Raw genomic sequence first — 17,269 nt, forward strand, 5'->3', positions numbered from 1 at the left:
CCATGACCCAGGATCCCTGCATCATATGTGTCGCGATCACCGGCTCCGTGCCGCAGCAATCCGACAATCCGGCGGTGCCGATCACGATCTCCGAGCAGATCGAGTCGACGCAGGCCGCGTTCGAGGCGGGTGCGACGATTGCGCATTGCCACGTCCGCAACGAGGACGGCTCGCCCAGTTCCGATCCCGACCGCTTCGCACGACTGATGGAGGGGTTGCATGAACATTGTCCCGGCATGATCGTGCAGCTTTCCACCGGTGGGCGCTCCGGCGCGGGCAAGACGCGCGGCGGGATGCTGCCCTTGCGGCCCGACATGGCCTCGCTCTCGGTCGGGTCGAACAACTTCCCGACGCGGGTCTATGAAAATCCTCCGGATCTGGTCGACTGGCTGGCCTGCGAGATGAAGACCTACGATGTGCGCCCCGAGATCGAGTGTTTCGATCTCAGCCACATCTTTCAGGCCGCGAAACTGGTCGGCGACGGGCGGTTGCCCGCGAATGTCCATGTGCAATTCGTCATGGGCGTGAAGAACGCGATGCCGGTCGACCGCGCGGCCTTCGATTTCATGCGCGAGACCCGCGCCCGCGTTCTGCCCGAGGCGACGTGGTGCGCGGCAGGCGTTGGGCCGGGGCAGGTGGTCGTCAACCAATGGTGCATCGAGACCGGCGGGCATTGCCGCACCGGTCTGGAGGACAACATTCGGCTGGATCGCGAAACGCTCGCACCTTCGAACGCGGCGCTTGTCCAGCGCACGGTCGATCTGTGTGAAAAAGCGGGCCGTCCGGTTGCCACATGGCAGCAGGCGCGCGAAATCCTCGCGCTGCCCATGAAGGGGGCCGCATGAGCCTCTCTCCCCTCGACAGCCCGCTCTGGTCCGGTCTCTATGGCGATGCGGAACTGGGTGCGATGCTCGACGATGCCGCATTGCTGGCGGCGATGGTGCGCGTCGAAGTGGCGCTGGCCGAGGCCTGCGCGGCCGAAGGCGTGGTGTCCGAGGCTGCGGCGACCGAGATTGCCGAGAAGCTGACCGGTTACCAGCCCGATCCGGCGACACTGGCCGAGGGCGCCGCGCGCGACGGAGTGCCGGTTCCGGCGCTGCTGAGCGATCTGCGCGCCAAGCTGTCGGAAGAGGCGGGGGAGGCGATCCATTGGGGCGCGACCTCGCAGGACATCATCGACAGTGCGACGGCGCTTTTGATGACGCAGGCGCTCGCCGTGATCGCGGCGCGGCTGCGGCGCGTGATCCGCGTGACCGGTGAACTGGCCGGGCGCGAGGCGGAGACGGTGATGGCCGGGCGAACCCGCAGCCAGATCGGTTTGCCGGTGACTTTCGGCGCGCTGGTCGCGTCCTGGGGCCAGCCGCTGATCGACGCGGCGGCGCGCATGGCGGTGATGCAGGGCGCTGGGCGGGTCGCGCTACATGGCGCCGTCGGCACCGACGCGGCGCTGGGCGACAAGGCGCAGGCGGTACGTAACCGCATGGCGGAGGCGCTGGGGCTTCAGGCCGAGGATCAGCCGTGGCACAGCCGCCGCGACGCGATGGCCGGGCTGGGCGCGCAGGCGGTGCTGTTGACCGGCTCGCTGGGCAAGATCGGCATGGATGTCGTGACCCTCGCGCAATCGGGGATCAACGAGGTGCGGATCTCGGGGGGGGGCTCGTCCACCATGCCGCATAAATCGAACCCCGTGGCCGCCGAGGCGCTGGTGGCGCTGGCGCGTCACGCGGCGCATCTGCAGGGGAGCCTGTTTGAATCCGCGCTCCATGGTCAGTTCCGCGACGGCGCCGCCTGGGCGCTGGAATGGATGAGCCTGCGCCCGATCCTCGTGGCCTGTGGCACGTCGCTGCGCCTTGCCGGAGAGATGCTGGAAGGGCTCGAGGCCGACGCCCCCCGGATGCGCGCCAATCTCGAGGCTGCGGGCTTCGGCCCCTATGCCGAGCGCGCGATCTTTACGCTCGCGAAGACGCTGCCGCGCAACGCGGCGAAGAAAGCGGTGCAAGAGGCGATGGCCGCACCCGATCCCGTGGCGGCGCTTCTGGCCGCCCATCCCGAACTCGACGGGAACATCCTGACCGATCCGCTTCTCGCGGCAGGGCAGGCCCCGGCGCAGGCGCGCGCTTTCGCGCAGCGCTGCAATGACCTTTGCGGAGGAAACGCATGAAGACTCAAGTCGCCATCATCGGCGGTGGCCCGGCCGGGCTGCTGCTTTCGCAATTGCTCGACCTGCACGGGATCGAGAGCGTCGTGCTGGAGCGCCGCTCGCGCGATTACGTGCTGTCGCGCATCCGGGCCGGGGTGCTCGAACAGGGCACCGTCGATCTGCTGCGCGCCGCCGAAGTGGGCGCGCGAATGGACCGGCAGGGCGAAATCCACGACGGTGTCGAGATCTCGTGGCACGACGAGCGGCTCAATATAGACATCAAGAGCCTGACGGGCCGAGGGGTAATGGTCTATGGCCAGACCGAGGTGACGCAGGACCTCTACACCGCCCGCGATGCGCGCGGCGGCACCGTGCTGCACGAGGCCGAGGTAACGGCAATCGAGGGGATCGAGGGCGACGGCGTCACCGTGCATTTCACCCATGAGGGCGAAGCGAAGACCCTGACCGCTGATTTCGTCGCGGGCTGCGACGGGTTCCACGGGCCGTCGCGCAAGGCGATCCCGGAAAGCCACCGTCAGGAATTCGAGCGTGCCTATCCGTTCGGCTGGCTTGGCCTTCTGTCCGAGACGCCGCCCGCCGCGCCCGAGCTGATCTACGCGGCCCATGATCGGGGCTTTGCGCTGTGTTCGATGCGCTCGCCCACGCTGAGCCGCTATTACGTGCAGGTGCCGCTGAGCGAAAAGCTGGAAGACTGGCCCGCAGAGCGGTTCTGGGACGAGCTGCGCACCCGCATCCCGGCCGATGTGGCAGAGACGCTGGTCACCGGCGAGCCGCTGGAGATGTCGATTGCGCCGCTGCGCAGCTTCGTCTCCGAGCCGATGCGCCACGGGCGTTTGTTCCTGGCTGGCGACAGCGCCCATATCGTGCCGCCGACCGGCGCGAAGGGCCTGAACCTCGCGGCCTCGGATGTCTATTATCTGCACCGCGCCTTCGATCGGTTCTACAACCACGGCACGTCCGAAGGGCTCGACGCCTATTCCGAGACGGCGTTGTCGCGGGTCTGGAAATGCGAGCGCTTCTCGTGGTGGATGACCTCGATGCTGCACGATTTCCCGGAAACGGGTGCGTTCGAGCGCCGGATGCAGCGCGCGGAGTTCGAATATCTCCAGATGTCGGAGACCGCACGCAAGAGCTTTGCCGAAAACTACGTGGGCCTGCCTTACTGACGGGCCGAACCGCCCCCGCGCAAGGGGCACAAAGGGAGGAAATAACGATGAAACTTACGAAACTGCTGGGCCTGAGCGCCGCAGCCATGCTCTGGGCAAGCGGGAGCTTCGCACAGGAGATCACCCTCAAGCTGCACCATTTCCTTGGCGCCAAGGCGCCGGTGCAGACACAGATGCTGGAGCCCTGGGCCAAGCGCGTCGAAGAGCTGTCGAACGGCAAGGTCAAGATCGACATCTACCCGGCGATGACGCTGGGCGGTCGCCCGCCGGAACTCGTGCAGCAGGCGCGCGACGGTGTGGTCGATCTGATCTGGACGCTCAACGGCTACACGCCGGGTCTCTTCCCGCGGACCGAGGTGTTCGAGCTGCCGACGGTCTATAACAACGACCCGGCCGCGACCAACCTCGCGATGCGCGACATGTTCGACAAGGAACTGAAGCAGGAATACGAGGACAAGGGCCTCGAAGTGATGTTCCTGCACGCCCATGCGGGCAACGGCATCCACACCGTCGATACCCCGGTTCACAGCCCCGCCGACGTGAAGGGCCTGAAGCTGCGCACGCCGTCGCGCACGGGGGCCTGGGTGATCGAGGCGCTGAACGCGCAGCCGGTCGCGATGCCGGTGCCGGAACTGCCGCAGGCGCTGTCGAAGAAGGTCGTCGACGGGGCGCTGATCCCGTGGGAAATCATCCCCGCGCTGAAGCTGCAGCAGCAGACACAGTACCAGATCGAAGGGCAGGACCATTGGCGTCTGGGCACCTCGATCTTCCAGGTGTCGATGAACAAGGCGAAATGGGACAGCCTGCCCGATGACGTCAAGGCGGCGTTCCGCAAGGCCTCCGACGAGGAGTGGCTGAAGGAAGTCGGCCAGATCTGGCGCACCAGCGACAATAACGGGATCAAGGCCGCCGAAGCCGATGGCAACGAGCTGATCACGCTCTCGGCCGACGAGACCCAAGCCTTCAAGGATGCGATGCAGCCGGTCGTCACCCGTTGGGAAGACGAGGTGAAAGGCCAGGGCATCGACGGTCCGGCGCTGGTGAAAGAAGCCCGCGAGCTGACCGCTGAAGAAGAAAAGAACCTGGCGAGCCAGTAACCAACGGAGCGGCGACGATCATGCATTCTGCAACTGAGACTTTCTTGCGCAAGGCGATCTATGCCTGGGCCCTCGCCGGAGGCGGGGTGCTTGCAGCGATCGTCGCCGTAAACGTCTGGACAGTGTTGGGCGGCTTTATCGGGCTGCCCTTCGCGGGGGACTTCGAACTGACGGAGATGGGGGTCGCCATCGCGGCCTTCATGTTCCTGCCCTACTGCCAATTGGCCGATCAGAACGTCACGGCGGATATCTTCACCTCGAAACTTAGCGCCGCCGTGCAGCGTCGCTTCTCGGCCATCGGCTCGGTGCTGGCGCTGGGGTTTGCCGCGCTTCTGCTGTGGCGGATGTATTTCGGGATGCTCGATCAGAAATCATATTCGCTCGCCACCACGATCCTGCAGATCCCGGTCTGGTGGGCTTACCTTCCCGCGCTTGCCTCGCTTGCGCTACTTTTCATCGCCGCAGCGCTGAGCCTGCGGGACAACTGGACGGGGCGTGCCTGATGGACCCGATTACTCTCGGCCTGCTTGGCCTCGCCATTCTCGTGGCGCTTATCGTCATGCGTGTGCCCATCGCTTACGCGATGATCCTCGTGGGCGCTGGGGGCACCGCGATCATCAACGGCCCGGCGATCTTGTTGAGCCAGCTCAAGACGCTCGCTTACGGTCAATTCTCGATCTATGACCTCTCGGTCGTGCCGATGTTCGTCCTGATGGGGGCGCTGGCCACCAAGACGGGCCTGTCGCGCGACATGTTCCGCGCCGCCAATGCGTGGTTCGGCTGGATGCGCGGCGGCACCGCGATGGCCTCGATCGCCGCCTGTGCGGGCTTCGGCGCGGTCTGCGGCTCCTCGCTCGCAACCGCCTCGACGATGGGCAAGGTCGCCCTGCCGGAGCTGGAGCGCTACAACTACTCTCCCGCGCTCGCGACCGGTTCGGTCGCGGCAGGCGGCGTGCTGGGCATCCTGATCCCGCCTTCGGTGATCCTTGTGATCTACGCGGTGATCGTGGAGGCCAATATCGTCACGATGTTCATGGCGGCACTGGTGCCCGGCCTGATCGCGGTCGCTCTGTTCCTGCTGACCATCGCGATCTATGTCCGCCTCGTGCCGAGCGCGGGCCCCGCGCAGGGCGTGTCGGACAAGGCCGAGTTCTGGGCGGCCACGCGCGGCGTGCTGCCGGTGCTGGGCATCTTCGGCGTCGTCATCGGCGGCATCTATGCAGGCTTCTACAACCCGACGCCCGCCGCTGCGATCGGCGTCTTCGCGGTCTTCGTCTACGGCCTCTTCCGCGGGCTGATGTCGCGCGAAGCCCTGCGCTCGTCCATCCTCGAGACGGCGGGCACCACTGGCATGATCTACCTGATCCTGCTGGGCGCGGAGCTTCTGAAGATCTTCATGTCGCGGGCAGGCGTGCCGCAAGCGGCTGCCGATATGGCGGTTAATTCCGGCTTGCCGCCGATGATGGTGATGGCGATCCTGCTGATCGCTCTGATCGTGCTGGGCTGCCTGATGGACTCGATGTCGATGATCCTGCTGGTGCTGCCCTTCTTCTGGCCGGTGCTGGTCGAGATCAATGGCGGTCTCTACCAGATGGCGGACGGCTCTGGCTTCGGCCTCTCGACCGACGAGCTGAAGGTCTGGTTCGGTATCCTTGCGCTTGTCGTGGTGGAGTTGGGGCTGATCACGCCGCCGGTGGGGATGAATGTCTTCGTGATCTCGGCGCTGGCGAAGAACGTTCCGATGGGCACCACCTTCCGCGGTGTCTTCCCGTTCTTCCTGTCCGAGCTCGTGCGCGTCGCGCTTCTGCTAGGCTTCCCGGCGCTGACGCTGTGGCTGCCTCGCGTGCTTGGTGGCTGATCCTCTCAAGACAAGCGGATGAGACGGAACGGGGGGGCGCAATCGCCCCCCGTTTCGCATTCAGCCCGCGCGCATCGGGGCGAGGGCCTCGTTCTCGACCCCGATCCGCACCCAGAGCATCGCCGCGTTCAGTACGGTGAACAGAACTGCGACCCAGAGCAGGCCCAGTACCATCGGGGCGACGAAGATCTCGGCCACGACCAGCATGTAATTGGGGTGCGAGACGTATTTGAATGGCCCGCGCGCGACCAGCGGCTCTTCGAGGATGATGATCCGTGTCGTCCAGCGTCCGCCGAGGCTGGTGAGGATCCAGATGCGCAGCACCTGCAGCACCGCAAAGAGAGCGAGCCAGCCGAAGTGTACGGGCTGGCCGAGGCCGAAGACGATCAGGCACAGAATCCACGCGCTGTGCATCGCGACCATCACCGGGTAATGCGCCGCGCCGACCTCACGGGCTCCACGCGCCAGAAGCCGCGCAGTGTTGCGCCTGGCGATGACAAGCTCGCTCAGCCGTTGGACGATGATGAAGGCCAGAAAGAGAACGCTCGGGAGGGACATCACGCGGCCTCCGCCTCGATTTGGGACGGGCCGACATGGAAGGGCAGGAACGAGGCGGTAAAGCCCGGCCCGAGCGCGCAGCCCATCATCTGCCCGGTCTTGCCCGCATCCAACACCGCGCGCATCACGAAGAGCATGGTCGGCGCCGACATGTTGCCCGCCTCGCGCAGCACGTTGCGCTCGGCATCCAGCACGCCCTGTTCCAGATGCAACGCGGCCTCGATCGCTTCCACGACCTTCGCGCCGCCCGGATGGCAGACATAGCGGTCGATATCAGCGTGATCGAGGTTCGCGGCCCGCAGCGCGCCCTCCGCCGCCGTCGCGAATTCGGAATTGACGAAGCCCGGGATCGAGCGGTCGAAGATCACGCCGAAGCCGATCTCGTCCACGTCCCAGCCCATGATGTCGAGCGTGTCGGGCCATGTCTTCTGGTGCCCCTGACCGAGCGAGATCACCTGACCCGCGCCCGGCGCCTCGGTGCTGATACAGGCCGCAGCCGCGCCATCGGCGAAGAGGACGGCAGCGACGATATCGGCCTTCTGCATCCGGTCGGCGCGAAACGAGAGCGAGCAGGTCTCGACCACGACGAGCAGCACTTTCGCGCCCGGACGGCCCGCCGCGATGGATTGCGCCGTCGACAGTCCCGAAACGCCGCCCGCGCAGCCCAGGCCGAAGATCGGCACGCGCATGATGTCGTCGCGAAAGCCCATCTCGCCCAGAACCTGCGCCTCGAGCGAGGGCGTCGCGAGGCCGGTCGAGCAGACGGTGACCACGCAATCGACCTCCGAACCCTGCCAGCCTGCGGCGTCGAGCGCCGCCTGCGCCGCGTCGATGAACAGCGCTTTCGCGCCCTCCATGAACGCCGCGTTGCGATCCGCCCAGCCGTGGGCTTCCGAGAACCAGTCGATCGGCACGACCGAATAACGCCGGTCGATCCCCGCCGTGTCGAAGGTTTTCGAGAGCCGCTCGAATTGCGGGTAGGTCTCGCCGAAGATGATCTCGGCCCGCTCGCGCACCTCGGATTGCGCGAGGCAATGCGGCGGCAGAGCGGTGGAGAGACCGTGGAGGTAAACTGACATGGCAATTCCTTTTCGCTGAAGGCTGATGCTGGTCAGTCCTTGAGGAAACTGTTCGAAAATCTCGGGGGCGCGCTGGACTACCCTGTAAGACAACGGCCCGGAGCCGGGTTTGGTTCAGCCGCAAGGAGGAGAAAGCGGGGACACGCGACGTTATCCTCTAGGTTTAAGGTCGCCTTGTAGGTGCCTGAAAGCACTTGGTTTCGTGTTATTGGATCTGCACAGCTTTCCGACCTCAACACCAAGCTGTGATCGCTGGCTGGCGCACCGGTTCCACGGTCAGCTTTCGTCATCGACGAAAGGCAGGCACGTGAGCGGAACCTGCGGCGGCATACTTTCACTTTAAAGTCGCCTCCTAGGGCTTTGGTTTTGAATGATTTCTCGAAACCGGCGCGCCCCCAACCGAAATGATCCGCGACCGCGACGCCGCAGTGCGGCACACGGCGACTTGAGGCTGAAATCGCGCTTCGAAACCGGTTTCGGCTTTACGAAATCGGTTTCGGTGACCTAGTCTCTCGCCATGGAGGAGATTCGCGACACCGATAAGAAACCGTCCGAGCCGGCACCGCGCCGGGTTCGGATCTCTGACCTTGCGCAGGCGCTGGGGCTGACCAAGAGCACCGTGTCGCGCGCGCTCAACAACTATTCCGACATCTCGCCCGAAACCCGCGAACGCGTGGCGCGGGTGGCAGCCGAGATGGGCTACGCGCCGATGCCCTATGCGCAGGCGGTGCGTACGGGGCGGGTACGGGCGCTGGGCCTGGTGCTCGAACTGGACGCACCGGACCGCTACGGCCCGTTCCTTACGGATTTTCTGGGCGGGATCACGCAGGAAGCCTCGCTGGAAGGCTGGACCCTGACGATCGCCTCGTCAAATTCGCGCGAGGAGATGGAGGATACGGTCACGCGGCTTCTGCAGGAGCACAAGGTCGATGGTTTCATCCTGCCGCGAACGCAGGTCGTCGACCCGAGGGTGAAATTCCTGCAATCGAAACATGTGCCCTTCGTTCTGTTCGGCCGCACCGGTCACGGCAAGCCCGATCCGGGCCTGTCGTGGTTCGACGTCGATGGCGAGGGGGCGATGCGCGCCGCCGTCGCGCGTCTGGCGGGTTTCGGCCATCGCCGCATCGCCTTCGCCGGGTCGCATACGAGCTACAATTTCGCGCTGTTGCGCCGAGACGGCTACCGAAAGGGGCTGGAAGAGGCCGGATTGCCCTTCGATCCCGCGCTCGAGGTGATGGAGGTCTCGAACCGCGCGGAAGGGGCAGAGGCCGCGCGCCAGTTGCTCGACCTGGCCGAGCCCGCGACGGCGATCGTCTACTCGACCGACGCGACGGCGCTCGGCGCCTATGACGTGGCGCGCGAGCGGAGGCTGACGATCGGGCGCGATCTGTCGGTCATCTCCTATGACGGCATTCCCGAGGGCGGGATGGTCGATCCGCCCCTCACGACATTCGCAGTCGACAGCCAGCATGCGGGCGCGCGTCTCGCGTCGCTGCTGATCGCGCAGCTCCGTGGTGCGCCGCCCGGTGAGCTGACGGAACTGGTGGCGGCGCAACTGGAACCGGGAGGCTCCGACGGGCCGCCCGTCGACCCATAAGAGTAACGCAATCTACCGGGAGGAAAGTAAATGAAATCGATACTTGGACATAAAACGGCGATGCTGATGGGCTCGACCGTACTTGCGCTGATGGCGGGCGCCGTCGCGGTGCAGGCGCAGACGATCAAGTTCTGGACCACCGAGGAACAGCCCGAGCGTCTGGCCAAGCAGCAGCAGATGGCCGACGACTTCAAGGCCAAGACCGGCATCACCGTCGACGTGATCCCGGTCACCGAAAGCGACCTGAACCAGCGCGCGACCGCAGCCTTCGCGGCGGGGGACCTGCCCGACGTGATCTACACGCCGCTGCAGAACGTGCTGCCCTGGACCGATGCGGGCATTCTCGACACGCTGGCGAGCTCGGACGTGGTCGACAAGCTCGATCCGGCCACCTTCGCGCCCGGCGCGCTGAAGATGGTCGAGACCGATGGCGATTACGCCGCGGTGCCGGTCGATGGCTGGACGCAGATGATCCTCTACCGCAAGGATCTGTTCGACAAGGCGGGCCTCGCGCCGCCGACCGATTTCAAATCGATCGAGGCCGCGCTCGACAAGCTCAACGATCCGCCGAACATGTATGGTTTCGTCGCAGCGACCAAGGTCGACGACAACTACATGAGCCAGATCCTCGAGCAGATCTTCCTCGCCAACGGCGTCTCGCCGGTGGGGCCGGACGGCTTCAAGCCGCTCGACGAGAAGAAGACGGTCGAAGTGCTGAACTTCTACAAGAAGCTGGCCGACGCCTCCCCGCCCGGCGAGAACTACTGGAAGCAGTCGCGCGAGCTGTATTTCGCGGGCAAGGCGGCGATGATCATGTGGTCGCCCTTCATCCTCGACGAACTGGCCGGTCTGCGTGACAGCGCCCCGCCGATGATCAACGACGATCCGACCTCGACCGAGCTGTCGAAGGATACCGGCGTCGTGACCAACCTCGCGGGCCCGTCGAATCCCGACGGTGCGAGCTGGGCGGACCTGCGTTATTTCACCATCACCGCCGACGCCGACACCGATGCGGCCGAGAAATTCGTCGATTACTCGATGAATGACGGCTACGAGCAGACGCTGTCGATCGCGCCCGAGGGCAAGTTCCCGACGCGTCGCGGCACCGATGAGGATCCGGAGAAGTTCACCAAGCTCTGGGCGACCCTGCCGGTGGGCGTGGATCGCAAGGCGCCGCTCAAGGATCTCTACGATCCGGCCGTGGTCGACGAGATCACCAAGGGTCTCGACACTGCACAGCGCTGGGGCGTGAAAGACGGGCAGCTCGCGCTGGCCTCGAAGATGCTCAACAGCCAGGTCATCAACCGGGTTGTGCGCGACTTCATCGACGGCAACATCTCGGCCGAGGATGCGGTCGCGAAGATGAACGACGAGCTGGGCAAGATCAACTGATCCGATCTCTGGCCGGGGCAGGGCGGTCGCGCCTTGCCCCGGGACCGAAGCCCGCTCTGACTGCATGGATTGGAGACTGTCATGACCGACATATCGCCGCCCAAGGGGCGCGGCGCGCTTGCCCGTCGCGAAGCGCGTCTCGCCTGGGGCCTGCTGTTCCCGACCATCGCGATCGTGGCGCTCGTTGTGATCGTGCCGCTGCTGGCGATCTTCTGGATCTCCTTCAAGCCGGTGACGTTGGGCGATCTGCGTCCGGCCGAGATCCGCACGCGGGTGGCGCTGCGCGAGCGGGGCGATCAGCCGCTTCTCGAGTTGCGCGTGATCAATCCGTCGGGCGAGCAGGAGATGACCAAGGCGGGGTTGAATGTGACCCTGCCCGAGGGCGTGACGCTGACCGGCGATCTGCCTCAGGGCTGCGCGATGGACGGGCAGGACCTGTCTTGCGATTTCGGCACGCTCGAACCCGGCGCGAACGAGCGGTTCCGCGTCGATGCGCAGGTGACCGGCGATACCCGCGCGGCAGAGCGCGCGATGCGTGACGCCGAGGTCACGGCGACCGGCCACGTCTCGAACGTCCTGACGAATTCCACCTTCACGCTCGAGAACTTCCGCCGGCTCTTTTCGGGCAGCGAGTTCTGGAGCGTGCTGGGTATCACGCTGTTCTACACGGTCTTCGGCACGCTGGGCGCGCTGGTCGTGGGGCTGTTCGCGGCGCTGCTGCTCAACAAGAGCTTCCGCGGGCAGGGCATTCTGCGCGGGCTTTACCTGTTTCCCTATGTCGCCCCGGTGATCGCGGTGGCCTTCACCTGGATCACGCTCTTCGATCCCTATTCCGGCTCCGCCAACGCGCTGCTGGTGCAGATGGGCGTGAGCGAAGGCGCGATCAACTTCTTCGGGGCCAAGCCGCTCGCGCTCATCATGGTGACGGTGTTCGAGATCTGGCGCTATTTCCCGCTCTCGTTCCTTTTCATCCTCGCGCGGATGCAGAGCATCGACACGGATATGTACGAAGCGGCGGATATGGACGGGGCCTCGCCGTTCCAGAAATTCTGGTATCTCTCGATGCCGCAGCTGCTGGGGATCCTCTCGGTCCTGTTCCTGCTGCGCTTCATCTGGACCTTCAACAAGTTCGACGACATCTTCCTGCTCACCGGCGGTAATGCCGGCACGCGGGTCCTGACGGTCAATGTCTACGAACAGGCTTTCGCGGTGTCGAATATCGGTGCGGGTGCCGCGGTCGCCGTGGTGATCTTCGCCTGCCTTCTGGTTTTCTCGGGGCTGTTCTTCCGCACCATGAGCCGGGAGGAAGGGCTATGAAAATCCTGCATAAAGGCTATCTCGCCGGGCCGATCATCGGAGCGCTCTGGGCGCTGGTCATGTCGGTCACGCTGGGGGTCGCGATTTCCTTCGCCACCGGGGCTGCGGCCAAGCCTGCGCTGATCGGCTCGCTGATCCTCGGGCTTGCGACCGGGTTTGCCCGCGTGCGCATCGCCAATCGATGGGCTGCGGATGCGGTGGCGGTGGTCGTGGCGCTGGTGCTGATGGCCATCGGCCTCGGCGCGCTGCAATTCGACGAAAGCTTCAACTTTGTCTGGCGCTTCGTCCTCAGCGTTGTGCTCGCGGGCACGGTGTCGATCCCGCTCAACTCGATCCTGCGCGAGCTGCAATTCGGCGCGCTCACCCGCCACCAGTTCGAGGATGCGGTGATCCGCTTCCTGACCGGTTTCGGCTACATCTTCTTCACCGCGATCGTGGTCATCCCGTTCTACGTGATGGTCATGACCTCGATGAAGTCGCAGCAGCAGCTGATGCTCAACCCGCTCGATTTCTCGATCGACCTGAGCCGGGGCTGGCACCTGTTCGACAGCTATTACGAGCTGATGACGCGGTTCCATTTCGGCCGCTACCTCTGGACGAGCTTCTACGTCTCGGTGCTGACCGTGCTGCTGACGCTGCTGTTCTCGGTGCCCGGCGCCTATGCGGTGGCGCGGCTGCGCTTTCGCGGGCAGAAAGTGTTCTCGCGCGGTATCCTGCTGATCTACATGGTGCCGATGATCGTGCTCGCGCTGCCGATCTACATCGCCTACTCGATGGTGGGTCTGCGCAACTCGATCCTCGGGATCGTGATGATCTATCCGGTCACCACGATCCCGGTCGCGCTTTATATGCTGCAGGGCTATTTCCGCGGCCTCCCCGTCGAGGTCGAGGAGGCGGGGCTGATGGATGGGCTCTCGCGGCTCAAGGTGATCTGGAAGATCACGCTGCCGCTGGCGCTGCCCGCGATGGCCTCGGTCGGGCTCTATGTCTTCATGATCGCGTGGAACGAGTTCCTGCTCGCCTTCATGCTGCTCGACGATCCCAGCAAATTCACCCTCACGCGAGGCATCGCCTCGCTCAACTCCTCCGAGATCCCGCGCCAGCACCTGATGGCGGGCGCCGTCATCGCGACGGTGCCGATCATGGCGCTGTTCCTCGGGCTCGAACGTTTCATGACCCGCGGCCTGACGGCCGGCGCGGTGAAAGGATAAGACATGATGACCGAAACTGTGGCCGCCACCGATTTCTCCGACCGGGACGCTGCGGCGCGCGAAATCCTTACGCAGAACGACCGGGGCGGCTATACCGTGCCGACCGATGGCCTCTATCCCTACCAGTGGAACTGGGACAGCGCCTTTGCGAGTCTCGGTTTCGCCGAATTCGACCTGGACCGCGCCTGGCAGGAAATCGAGACGCTGTTCACCGGGCAATGGGACAGCGGCATGGTCCCCCATATCATCTTCCACAAACCCGATCCGGGCTATTTCCCCGGTCCCGACGTCTGGGGTTGCAACGGGCCGATCGCGTCCTCGGGCATCACCCAGCCGCCCGTGGCACTCAGCTTCGCGACGCGGCTTCTGGCGGCCGATCCGGAGGCGGGGAAAGCTCGCTTCGCGGCCCTTTATCCGAAGATGCGCAAATGGGCGGAGTGGTTCCTGAAATGGCGCCGTGACGAGAAGGGCGCGATCTTCGTGATCCATCCGTGGGAATCCGGCCGCGACAATGCGCCGGACTGGGACGACGCGATGAGCAAGATCGACCCGCAGGACGTGGGCTATTACGAGCGCCGCGACACCCAGCATGTCGACGCCTCGATGCGCCCGACGAAATACGATTACGACCGCTATATCTGGCTGGTGCAGCGCGCCAAGGCGCTGGATTGGGACGATGCCAAGGTCGCCGAGGACAACCCGTTCAAGGTGGCCGATCCGACCATGCATTTCATCCTGATGCGGGGCCTGCGCGACCTTCTGGCGGCAGGTGAGGCGCAGGATCTCGATACCGGCGACATGGCCGCGCAGCTGGCCGAACTGGAGGCCGGTGCTCAGGCGCTGTGGAACCCCGGCATGGGCTTCTACGACAGCTACAACTGCAACAACGGCATCTGGTCGAACGCGCTGAGCAACGCCTCCTTCCTGTGCTGGTTCGGCGGGCTCGACGCGCCGCAGATGGAGCAACACCTCGCCCGCGTGCTAGATGCCGCGCCCTATGGCGTGCCCTCGCTCGCGCCGTTCGATCCGCGCTTCGACGCGAAGCGCTACTGGCGCGGCCCGACCTGGGGGATGATGAACATGATGATCGGCGAGGGCGCCTCGGAACGGGGCGTCGCGCTTGGCGAAGAGGTCCGCAAGCGCACTCGCGAGGTGATCGGGCGCTACGGTTTCGTCGAGTATTTCGACCCGATGACGGGCGCGGCTGCGGGCGGCAAGGCATTCACCTGGACGGCGGCCGTCTGGCTCGCCTGGGCCGGCAAGGAGGGCTGACATGGGGTCGATCACGTTAAACGGTGTCGAGAAATGGTTCGGCGAGGTGCAGGTCATCAAGGGGATCGACCTCGAGATCAAGGATGGCGAATTCGTCGTCTTCGTCGGGCCTTCCGGCTGCGGCAAGTCCACGCTTCTGCGGATGATCGGCGGGCTCGAGGATACCTCGCGCGGGGCGATCGAGATCGACGGCGCGAACGTCACCGATCAGCCGCCCTCGAAACGCGGCCTCGCGATGGTGTTCCAGTCCTACGCGCTCTACCCGCATATGTCGGTGGCCGAGAATATGGGCTTCTCGCTCAAGATGGCCGGGGCGCCGCAGGGCGAATGGCGCGCCAAGGTCGACGAGGCTGCGGACATCCTGAAACTGCAGAGCTTCCTCGACCGGCGGCCCAAGGACCTGTCTGGCGGCCAGCGTCAGCGCGTGGCAATCGGGCGCTCGATCGTGCGCGACCCGACCGCGTTCCTTTTCGACGAGCCGCTGTCGAACCTCGATGCGGCGCTGCGCGTGGAGATGCGGCTTGAGATCGCGCGGCTGCACCGCAATCTCAAGCGCACGATGATCTACGTCACCCATGACCAGGTCGAGGCGATGACGCTGGCGGACCGGATCGTGGTGCTGGAATATGGCAAGATCGCGCAGGTCGGCACCCCGCGCGAGCTTTACGAGAAGCCCGCGAACCTGTTCGTGGCGCAATTCATCGGCAGCCCGAAGATGAACGTGATGCCCTGCGCGGTCACGGATGGTCGCTACAGCCTCGAAGGCGGGCGCAGCGGGGCCTGTCCCGCGCCGCAGACCACGCAGCTTGGTATCCGGCCCGAGCATATCTCGCTCGTGGCTGAGGGCGAGGGGCAATGCGACGGTCGCGTCGATGTGGTGGAATTCCTGGGCGCCGATACGTTCATCCTGTTCGATTGCGGACCGCTGGGCGCGATCAATGTGCGCGTCGCGGGCGATACCGACCTGCGCCCGGGCGATGTCTCTGGGTTGGCCTTCGAGGCCGACCGCACGGTGTTCTTCGACGCCGACGGCATGGCGGTCTGAAACCGCGCGCCCGGGCGCTCATCCCGGGCCGCAGGGCAGGGCGCAGGCCTTAGCTCGCCGTTCAAAGGCACCGAAATCGGCAGTCCGATGCCTTTTGGCGATCGGGCTGTTGTACTGGCGGAAGGTCGGGCAAGCGGCGGCGTTTACATAATTTTTCTCAATAATCATTGGGTTCCGTGACGCTTTTCTCAAATTAATGTTACCGGCGGACGATTGCTGATCGGGGCCGTGGAGGCTAGGTTTTGCGGCAATCGTCGAGCGGGCGCATTCGCGTGCATTGCGCAACCTGATGGTCGACGATGGGCCGAGACGCTCCTCCGGGTGGGAAAACACGCCCGTGCGGGGAGGTCAGGCGGTCTCGTCACGCGCAAAGCGAATGCGGTCCGACAACGATCGCAAACAATCCAACGGATGAGAGGAAAACACATGCGGAAGACGACACTTCTCGCGGTCGCCGGTGCGACTGCAATTGTGACCGGTTTTGCAGCTCAGACCGGGACTGCCCGCGCTGCCGAGCAGTGCGGCGACATCTCGATCGCCCAGATGAACTGGGCCGCTGCCGAAGTCACCACCAACATCGCGAAATTCATGCTGGACCAAGGCTACGGCTGTAACACCAGCCTGGTCAAATCCGACACCATCCCGGCCATCACCTCGATCGCCGAAAACGGCCGCCCCGACGTCGTCACCAACCTGTGGCTGAACTCGGCCGGCGACGCCTACAAGAAGCTCGAGAGCGAAGGCAAGATCAAGCGCGTCGCCAAGACGCTCCAGCCGGGCGGCGTCGAAGGCTGGTGGATCCCCACCTACCTCGCCAAGGAGCACCCCGAGCTGAAGACCATCGAGGGCGTGATGGCGCACCCCGACTGGGTCGGCGGCACGTTCAACAACTGCCCGGACGGCTGGGGTTGCCGCGTCGTGAGCGACAACCTGATCAAGGCGCTCGACCTTAAGAGCTCGGGCATCGAGGTGTTCAACCACGGCTCCGGCCAGACGCTCGCCTCGTCGATCGGTTCGGCCTTCGCCGACAAGAAGCCGTGGTTCGGCTACTACTGGGGCCCGACCGTGGTCATGGGCAACTATGACATGACCCGCGTCAAGCTTGGTGACTACGACAAGGCCAAGTTCGACAAGCTCCAGAACAAGGACACCAAGGATCCGCAGGTTTCCGACTTCCCGGCAGCGCCCGTGCTGACCTCGGTGACGAGCGACTTCGCGAAGACCCACCCGGCCGAGACCGAGTTCTTCTCGAAGATGAGCTTCAAGACCGACACCATGTCGAAACTGCTCGCGTGGCAGGACGAGAACAAGGCGTCGGGTGAAGAGACCGCGGTCTACTTCATCAAGAACTACCAGGACACCTGGAAGAACTGGCTCAACGCAGACGCCCAGAAGAAGCTTTCGAAGCTGATCGGCGGATGATCGTGACGCGCGCTTGATGCGCACACCTTGGACGGGGCCGAGGCAGGCCCCGTCCTTTTTCGATCCATCACGCAACAACATGGGGCGGGTCCTC

General features: G+C 64.9%; 15 protein-coding genes. 13 read left to right on the forward strand and 2 right to left on the reverse strand.

Annotation, left to right across the window (positions count from 1 at the left end):
- Nucleotides 1-2: 2 nt before the first annotated feature.
- From B6V75_RS00440 to B6V75_RS00465, 6 genes are read left to right on the forward strand one after another with little or no spacing between them, the layout of a single operon-like run.
- Nucleotides 3-845 carry a 3-keto-5-aminohexanoate cleavage protein gene (locus tag B6V75_RS00440; protein WP_088719343.1) on the forward strand — a complete coding sequence of 281 codons (843 nt, stop codon included), beginning with the start codon at nucleotides 3-5 and terminating at the stop codon, nucleotides 843-845.
- Nucleotides 842-2,161, forward strand: a complete 1,320-nt coding sequence (locus tag B6V75_RS00445; protein WP_168174415.1) for a lyase family protein — start codon at nucleotides 842-844, stop codon at nucleotides 2,159-2,161. Before B6V75_RS00440 ends, B6V75_RS00445 begins: the two co-directional genes overlap by 4 nt.
- Entirely contained in the window at nucleotides 2,158-3,327 is a 1,170-nt protein-coding gene (gene pobA, locus B6V75_RS00450; RefSeq protein ID WP_088718375.1) for a 4-hydroxybenzoate 3-monooxygenase, read from the forward strand. Before B6V75_RS00445 ends, pobA begins: the two co-directional genes overlap by 4 nt.
- A gap of 47 nt (nucleotides 3,328-3,374) precedes the next feature.
- Nucleotides 3,375-4,424, forward strand: coding sequence for a TRAP transporter substrate-binding protein (locus tag B6V75_RS00455; RefSeq protein WP_075777035.1), 1,050 nt, complete (start codon nucleotides 3,375-3,377; stop codon nucleotides 4,422-4,424).
- A 20-nt stretch (nucleotides 4,425-4,444) separates the two neighbouring features.
- A complete protein-coding gene (locus B6V75_RS00460; protein ID WP_075777036.1) occupies nucleotides 4,445-4,927 on the forward strand; it encodes a TRAP transporter small permease subunit in 483 nt (160 codons plus the stop codon).
- Nucleotides 4,927-6,282 carry a TRAP transporter large permease subunit gene (locus B6V75_RS00465; protein ID WP_075777037.1) on the forward strand — a complete coding sequence of 452 codons (1,356 nt, stop codon included), beginning with the start codon at nucleotides 4,927-4,929 and terminating at the stop codon, nucleotides 6,280-6,282. The genes B6V75_RS00460 and B6V75_RS00465 overlap by 1 nt, the downstream gene beginning before the upstream one ends.
- A 60-nt stretch (nucleotides 6,283-6,342) precedes the next feature.
- On the opposite strand, the gene B6V75_RS00470 is transcribed toward B6V75_RS00465, so the two are convergent.
- Nucleotides 6,343-6,840: an isoprenylcysteine carboxylmethyltransferase family protein gene (locus B6V75_RS00470; protein ID WP_088718376.1), complete on the reverse strand. Its 498-nt coding sequence runs from the start codon at nucleotides 6,838-6,840 to the stop codon at nucleotides 6,343-6,345.
- Nucleotides 6,840-7,919 (reverse strand): type III polyketide synthase, encoded by a 1,080-nt coding sequence (locus tag B6V75_RS00475; RefSeq protein ID WP_088718377.1) that lies wholly within the window; start codon nucleotides 7,917-7,919, stop codon nucleotides 6,840-6,842. The genes B6V75_RS00470 and B6V75_RS00475 overlap by 1 nt, the downstream gene beginning before the upstream one ends.
- 517 nt (nucleotides 7,920-8,436) lie before the next feature.
- Between B6V75_RS00475 and B6V75_RS00480 the strand changes: the two genes are divergently transcribed.
- The 7 genes from B6V75_RS00480 (at nucleotide 8,437) to B6V75_RS00510 (ending at nucleotide 17,175) form a co-directional block, all read left to right on the forward strand.
- Nucleotides 8,437-9,516, forward strand: coding sequence for a LacI family DNA-binding transcriptional regulator (locus B6V75_RS00480; RefSeq protein WP_088718378.1), 1,080 nt, complete (start codon nucleotides 8,437-8,439; stop codon nucleotides 9,514-9,516).
- 30 nt (nucleotides 9,517-9,546) lie between these two features.
- Nucleotides 9,547-10,908, forward strand: a complete 1,362-nt coding sequence (locus B6V75_RS00485) for an extracellular solute-binding protein (RefSeq protein ID WP_088718379.1) — start codon at nucleotides 9,547-9,549, stop codon at nucleotides 10,906-10,908.
- 81 nt (nucleotides 10,909-10,989) lie between these two features.
- On the forward strand, nucleotides 10,990-12,225 hold the full coding sequence (locus tag B6V75_RS00490; protein ID WP_088718380.1) for a sugar ABC transporter permease: 1,236 nt from the start codon (nucleotides 10,990-10,992) through the stop codon (nucleotides 12,223-12,225).
- Nucleotides 12,222-13,436 carry a carbohydrate ABC transporter permease gene (locus tag B6V75_RS00495; protein ID WP_088718381.1) on the forward strand — a complete coding sequence of 405 codons (1,215 nt, stop codon included), beginning with the start codon at nucleotides 12,222-12,224 and terminating at the stop codon, nucleotides 13,434-13,436. Before B6V75_RS00490 ends, B6V75_RS00495 begins: the two co-directional genes overlap by 4 nt.
- Before the next feature lie 3 nt (nucleotides 13,437-13,439).
- Nucleotides 13,440-14,708 (forward strand): hypothetical protein, encoded by a 1,269-nt coding sequence (locus tag B6V75_RS00500; protein ID WP_233243052.1) that lies wholly within the window; start codon nucleotides 13,440-13,442, stop codon nucleotides 14,706-14,708.
- A gap of 1 nt (nucleotide 14,709) precedes the next feature.
- Complete coding sequence (locus B6V75_RS00505) at nucleotides 14,710-15,753, forward strand: ABC transporter ATP-binding protein (RefSeq protein WP_088718382.1); 1,044 nt, start codon at nucleotides 14,710-14,712, stop codon at nucleotides 15,751-15,753.
- A gap of 426 nt (nucleotides 15,754-16,179) precedes the next feature.
- On the forward strand, nucleotides 16,180-17,175 hold the full coding sequence (locus B6V75_RS00510) for an ABC transporter substrate-binding protein (RefSeq protein ID WP_088718383.1): 996 nt from the start codon (nucleotides 16,180-16,182) through the stop codon (nucleotides 17,173-17,175).
- Nucleotides 17,176-17,269: the final 94 nt, after the last annotated feature.

Source organism: Thioclava sp. F1Mire-8 (assembly GCF_002213165.1).
Classification (GTDB): Bacteria; Pseudomonadota; Alphaproteobacteria; order Rhodobacterales; family Rhodobacteraceae; genus Thioclava; species Thioclava nitratireducens.

Coding starts and splice junctions, on each gene's coding strand:
- pobA (WP_088718375.1), top strand. CDS start 2,158: ATGAAGACTCAAGTCGCCATCATCGGCGGTGGCCCGGCCGGGCTGCTG.
- B6V75_RS00480 (WP_088718378.1), top strand. CDS start 8,437: ATGGAGGAGATTCGCGACACCGATAAGAAACCGTCCGAGCCGGCACCG.
- B6V75_RS00475 (WP_088718377.1), bottom strand. CDS start 7,919: ATGTCAGTTTACCTCCACGGTCTCTCCACCGCTCTGCCGCCGCATTGC.
- B6V75_RS00490 (WP_088718380.1), top strand. CDS start 10,990: ATGACCGACATATCGCCGCCCAAGGGGCGCGGCGCGCTTGCCCGTCGC.
- B6V75_RS00465 (WP_075777037.1), top strand. CDS start 4,927: ATGGACCCGATTACTCTCGGCCTGCTTGGCCTCGCCATTCTCGTGGCG.
- B6V75_RS00460 (WP_075777036.1), top strand. CDS start 4,445: ATGCATTCTGCAACTGAGACTTTCTTGCGCAAGGCGATCTATGCCTGG.
- B6V75_RS00500 (WP_233243052.1), top strand. CDS start 13,440: ATGATGACCGAAACTGTGGCCGCCACCGATTTCTCCGACCGGGACGCT.
- B6V75_RS00510 (WP_088718383.1), top strand. CDS start 16,180: ATGCGGAAGACGACACTTCTCGCGGTCGCCGGTGCGACTGCAATTGTG.
- B6V75_RS00440 (WP_088719343.1), top strand. CDS start 3: ATGACCCAGGATCCCTGCATCATATGTGTCGCGATCACCGGCTCCGTG.
- B6V75_RS00445 (WP_168174415.1), top strand. CDS start 842: ATGAGCCTCTCTCCCCTCGACAGCCCGCTCTGGTCCGGTCTCTATGGC.
- B6V75_RS00485 (WP_088718379.1), top strand. CDS start 9,547: ATGAAATCGATACTTGGACATAAAACGGCGATGCTGATGGGCTCGACC.
- B6V75_RS00470 (WP_088718376.1), bottom strand. CDS start 6,840: ATGTCCCTCCCGAGCGTTCTCTTTCTGGCCTTCATCATCGTCCAACGG.
- B6V75_RS00505 (WP_088718382.1), top strand. CDS start 14,710: ATGGGGTCGATCACGTTAAACGGTGTCGAGAAATGGTTCGGCGAGGTG.
- B6V75_RS00495 (WP_088718381.1), top strand. CDS start 12,222: ATGAAAATCCTGCATAAAGGCTATCTCGCCGGGCCGATCATCGGAGCG.
- B6V75_RS00455 (WP_075777035.1), top strand. CDS start 3,375: ATGAAACTTACGAAACTGCTGGGCCTGAGCGCCGCAGCCATGCTCTGG.